Origin of the sequence: Isoptericola sp. NPDC056605 (genome assembly GCF_042792795.1) — a bacterium.
Taxonomy (GTDB): domain Bacteria; phylum Actinomycetota; class Actinomycetes; order Actinomycetales; family Cellulomonadaceae; genus Isoptericola.
Window position 1 is genome coordinate 1 of the sequence record NZ_JBHTVT010000042.1, and the last position, 5,729, is coordinate 5,729.

General features: G+C 57.8%; 3 rRNA genes. All 3 read right to left on the reverse strand.

The annotated features are described in order from the left end of the window. Positions 1-58: 58 nt before the first annotated feature. Positions 59-175, reverse strand: a 5S ribosomal RNA gene (gene rrf / locus ACFQ8Y_RS22510). 122 nt (positions 176-297) lie between these two features. Further along, positions 298-3,412: ribosomal RNA gene (locus ACFQ8Y_RS22515) — 23S ribosomal RNA — on the reverse strand. Between the two features lie 580 nt (positions 3,413-3,992). After that, positions 3,993-5,518 (reverse strand): 16S ribosomal RNA (locus ACFQ8Y_RS22520). Together the 16S, 23S and 5S rRNA genes form the textbook arrangement of a ribosomal RNA operon. Positions 5,519-5,729: the final 211 nt, after the last annotated feature.

Genomic DNA, 5,729 nt, shown 5'->3' on the forward strand with positions numbered 1-5,729 from the left:
TGTTCGGGGGTATGCGAAAGGCCCACCCCGGTGTGGGGTGGGCCTTTCGTGAATGGGTGTCCGGCGGCGTCCTACTCTCCCACCCCCTCGCGAGGGCAGTACCATCGGCGCTGAAGGGCTAAGCTTCCGGGTTCGGAATGGGACCGGGCGTTTCCCCGACGCTATGACCGCCGTAACTTTATCGAGTTGTCCAGGTCACCCCCTGGTTCCACGGTTGTGGTGGGGGGTGGTGCCCGTTTCTCGGGAACCGCACAGTGGACGCGAAGCAGTGTTATTGACCAAACAGTGTTTGGTAGGTGTGTGAAGTTGTTGGCTTATTAGTACCGGTCAGCTCCGACAGTCTTTGGTCCTGTCTTCCACATCCGGCCTATCTACCCAGTGGTCTAGCTGGGTGCCTTCACCCCACGAGGGGGATGGAAACCTCATCTTGAAGCAGGCTTCCCGCTTAGATGCTTTCAGCGGTTATCCCTTCCGAACGTAGCTAACCAGCCGTGCTCCTGGCGGAACAACTGGCACACCAGAGGTTCGTCCGTCCCGGTCCTCTCGTACTAGGGACAGCCCTTCTCAAGTTTCCTGCGCGCGCAGCGGATAGGGACCGAACTGTCTCACGACGTTCTAAACCCAGCTCGCGTACCGCTTTAATGGGCGAACAGCCCAACCCTTGGGACCTACTCCAGCCCCAGGATGCGACGAGCCGACATCGAGGTGCCAAACCATGCCGTCGATATGGACTCTTGGGCAAGATCAGCCTGTTATCCCCGGGGTACCTTTTATCCGTTGAGCGACGGCGCTTCCACAAGCCACCGCCGGATCACTAGTTCCGACTTTCGTCCCTGCTCGACCTGTCGGTCTCACAGTCAAGCTCCCTTGTGCACTTGCACTCGACACCTGATTGCCAACCAGGCTGAGGGAACCTTTGAGCGCCTCCGTTACATTTTGGGAGGCAACCGCCCCAGTTAAACTACCCACCAGGCACTGTCCCTGATCCGGATTACGGACCGAGGTTAGATGGTCGATGTGGCCAGAGTGGTATTTCAACGTTGACTCCTCCCGACCTGGCGGCCGGGATTCATAGTCTCCCACCTATCCTACACAAGCCACACCGAACACCAATACCAAGCTATAGTAAAGGTCCCGGGGTCTTTCCGTCCTGCTGCGCGTAACGAGCATCTTTACTCGTAGTGCAATTTCGCCGAGCTCGCGGTTGAGACAGCGGAGAAGTCGTTACGCCATTCGTGCAGGTCGGAACTTACCCGACAAGGAATTTCGCTACCTTAGGATGGTTATAGTTACCACCGCCGTTTACTGGGGCTTAAATTCTGGGCTTCACCGAAGTTGACCCGTCCTCTTAACCTTCCAGCACCGGGCAGGCGTCAGTCCGTATACATCGTCTTGCGACTTCGCACGGACCTGTGTTTTTAGTAAACAGTCGCTTCTCCCTGGTCTCTGCGGCCCTCCCCGCTTCCCACCGCAAGGGTGTTCACGGTTCGGGCCCCCCTTCTCCCGAAGTTACGGGGGCATTTTGCCGAGTTCCTTAACCACGATTCGCTCGATCGCCTTGGTATTCTCTACCTGACCACCTGAGTCGGTTTGGGGTACGGGCGGCTAGAACCTCGCGTCGAGGCTTTTCTTGGCAGCAGAGGATCACCCGTTTCCCGCATACGCGGTCACTATCAGTTCTCACCCTATGTGCTTCGCGGATTTGCCTACGAAGCGGGCTACAACCTTGGACGTGGACTACCATCGCCACGCCGGGCTACCTTCCTGCGTCACCCCTGTTAACACGCTTACCTACTACCGGTTCGGGTCCCACGCCGCGCCCGTCGGCGCCACCCGAAGGTGACTGTGACGGGTTTGGGATGGTTAGCATCACCGGGCTCGGTATGGGCGGTTCTTCGCCGGTAGGAGAATATCAACTCCTTGTCCATCGACTACGCCTGTCGGCCTCGCCTTAGGTCCCGACTTACCCAGGGCGGATTAACCTGGCCCTGGAACCCTTGGTCATTCGGCGGACGGGTTTCTCACCCGTCATTCGCTACTCATGCCTGCATTCTCACTCGTGTGGGCTCCACCACTAGGTCACCCTGCAGCTTCACTGCCCACACGACGCTCCCCTACCCACCCACACACCTGAACACCGATCAAGTCGGTGCTGGGTCATTGTGTGAGTGCCACGGCTTCGGCGGTGTACTTGAGCCCCGCTACATTGTCGGCGCGGAATCACTTGACCAGTGAGCTATTACGCACTCTTTCAAGGGTGGCTGCTTCTAAGCCAACCTCCTGGTTGTCTGTGCAACTCCACATCCTTTCCCACTGAGCACACGCTTAGGGGCCTTAGCCGATGATCTGGGCTGTTTCCCTCTCGACTACGAAGCTTATCCCCCGCAGTCTCACTGCCACGCTATGTCTTACCGGCATTCGGAGTTTGGCTGACGTCAGTAACCTGGTAGGGCCCATTAGCCATCCAGTAGCTCTACCTCCGGCAAGAAACACGTGACGCTGCACCTAAATGCATTTCGGGGAGAACCAGCTATCACGAAGTTTGATTGGCCTTTCACCCCTAACCACAGGTCATCCCCTCAGTTTTCAACCTAAGTGGGTTCGGTCCTCCACGCCGTCTTACCGGCGCTTCAACCTGCCCATGGCTAGATCACTTCGCTTCGGGTCTAGACCCGGCGACTGTATCGCCCTATTCGGACTCGCTTTCGCTACGGCTTCCCCACACGGGTTAACCTCGCCACCGAGCACTAACTCGCAGGCTCATTCTTCAAAAGGCACGCCGTCACCCCTGCTAGGGAGGCTCCGACGGATTGTAGGCACACGGTTTCAGGTACTATTTCACTCCCCTCCCGGGGTACTTTTCACCTTTCCCTCACGGTACTAGTCCGCTATCGGTCACTAGGTAGTATTTAGGCTTAGCAAGTGGTCTTGCCAGATTCACACGAGATTTCTCGGGCCCCGTGCTACTTGGGATCCCCTCAACCAGGCCGCACCATTTCGTCTACGGGACTCACACCCACTACGGTCCGCCTTTCAATGCGGTTCGACTATGACACGGCTTTCTTACTGGCTACCAGACTGTCAGATCTGGTCAGAAGGTCCCACAACCCCGCATGTGCAACGCCTGACAGCTTGACACACACACGGTTTGGCCTCATCCGCTTTCGCTCGCCACTACTCACGGAATATCTCTTCCTGTCGGTACTGAGATGTTTCACTTCCCGACGTTCCCCCCTGCACCCTATGTATTCAGATGCAGGTGACTGGGCATGACCCCAGCCGGGTTCCCCCATTCGGACACCCTCGGATCACAGCTCGTTTGCCAACTCCCCGAGGCTTATCGCAGGCTACCACGTCCTTCTTCGGCTCCTAGTGCCAAGGCATCCACCCTGTGCCCTTAAAAACTTCGACACACTACAATATTTCACAGAGATCAAGAAACTAGTCGAAACAAATCAACTAGTCATTGAACATCTGGGATGCTCGCGTCCACTGTGCAGTTCTCAAGCAACGGACGACCCGCAGACCCCCGGCACGCCTACCCCCACCAGACACGATCCCCAGAAGCTCACGCTCCCAGGGACCACACCCCGTGCAGGCGGTTCACACCCGACCCACGACCCGTATCCATCAAGACCCCCGACCACCCACCCGCACCACCCCACAGGGGCGATCCGAACAGAGCGGGCCGATTGCCTCAGGACCCAACAGTGTGCTTGCGAACCAGACCAACCCCCCACCACCAGCGTTCCCCCACCCAGCCCGAAGACTGCCAGCCCGAAGACTGCCGACCCCGAAGAGCCACGATGTGTACTAGCCGGCGACCGAACGCCGAACCGATCCTTCTAGTCAATGTTCCACCCGTGAGCAACCACCAGACACTCAAACGGCGCCTCAGATGGTCTGCCTGACCCCCACCCCACCACCAGACCCACCAGACAACCTGGCAGACCCGATCGCGAAGCTACGCGGGGGTATCAGATGCTCCTTAGAAAGGAGGTGATCCAGCCGCACCTTCCGGTACGGCTACCTTGTTACGACTTAGTCCCAATCGCCAGTCCCACCTTCGACCACTCCCCCCGGAAAACCGGTTGGGCCATGAGCTTCGGGTGTTACCAACTTTCGTGACTTGACGGGCGGTGTGTACAAGGCCCGGGAACGTATTCACCGCAGCGTTGCTGATCTGCGATTACTAGCGACTCCGACTTCATGGGGTCGAGTTGCAGACCCCAATCCGAACTGAGACCGGCTTTTTGGGATTCGCTCCACCTTACGGTATCGCAGCCCTCTGTACCGGCCATTGTAGCATGCGTGAAGCCCAAGACATAAGGGGCATGATGATTTGACGTCATCCCCACCTTCCTCCGAGTTGACCCCGGCAGTCTCCCATGAGTCCCCGGCATAACCCGCTGGCAACATAGGACGAGGGTTGCGCTCGTTGCGGGACTTAACCCAACATCTCACGACACGAGCTGACGACAACCATGCACCACCTGTATACGAGTGTCCAAAGAGTCCGCTATCTCTAGCGTGTTCTCGTACATGTCAAGCCTTGGTAAGGTTCTTCGCGTTGCATCGAATTAATCCGCATGCTCCGCCGCTTGTGCGGGCCCCCGTCAATTCCTTTGAGTTTTAGCCTTGCGGCCGTACTCCCCAGGCGGGGCACTTAATGCGTTAGCTGCGGCACGGAACTCGTGGAATGAGCCCCACACCTAGTGCCCAACGTTTACGGCATGGACTACCAGGGTATCTAATCCTGTTCGCTCCCCATGCTTTCGCTCCTCAGCGTCAGTTGCGGCCCAGAGACCTGCCTTCGCCATCGGTGTTCCTCCTGATATCTGCGCATTCCACCGCTACACCAGGAATTCCAGTCTCCCCTACCGCACTCTAGTCTGCCCGTACCCGATGCAAGCCCGAGGTTGAGCCTCGGGATTTCACACCAGACGCGACAGACCGCCTACGAGCTCTTTACGCCCAATAATTCCGGACAACGCTTGCGCCCTACGTATTACCGCGGCTGCTGGCACGTAGTTAGCCGGCGCTTCTTCTGCAGGTACCGTCACTTGCGCTTCTTCCCTGCTGAAAGAGGTTTACAACCCGAAGGCCGTCATCCCTCACGCGGCGTCGCTGCATCAGGCTTTCGCCCATTGTGCAATATTCCCCACTGCTGCCTCCCGTAGGAGTCTGGGCCGTGTCTCAGTCCCAGTGTGGCCGGTCGCCCTCTCAGGCCGGCTACCCGTCGACGCCTTGGTAGGCCATCACCCCACCAACAAGCTGATAGGCCGCGAGCCCATCCCCCACCGAAAAACTTTCCAACCCACACCATGCGATGCAGGCTCATATCCGGTATTAGACCCCGTTTCCAAGGCTTATCCCGAAGTGGAGGGCAGGTTGCTCACGTGTTACTCACCCGTTCGCCACTGATCCATCCCAGCAAGCTGGGACTTCACCGTTCGACTTGCATGTGTTAAGCACGCCGCCAGCGTTCGTCCTGAGCCAGGATCAAACTCTCCGTAAAAGAAGAGAAACACCACGAACCCCCAAAAGAGCCCGCAGCATTCAACGATACTGGCCAGACCAAGCTGAACTGCTCAGTCCGATCCAAAGGAACCACAAAGGGTTCAAAAATTTGGCATTGACTATCAAACACACTGTTGAGTTCTCAAACAACCGACGCACACCGCAGAACCAGAACCAACCGTTCCGACCCCGCCGGGGCAACCCCTCAA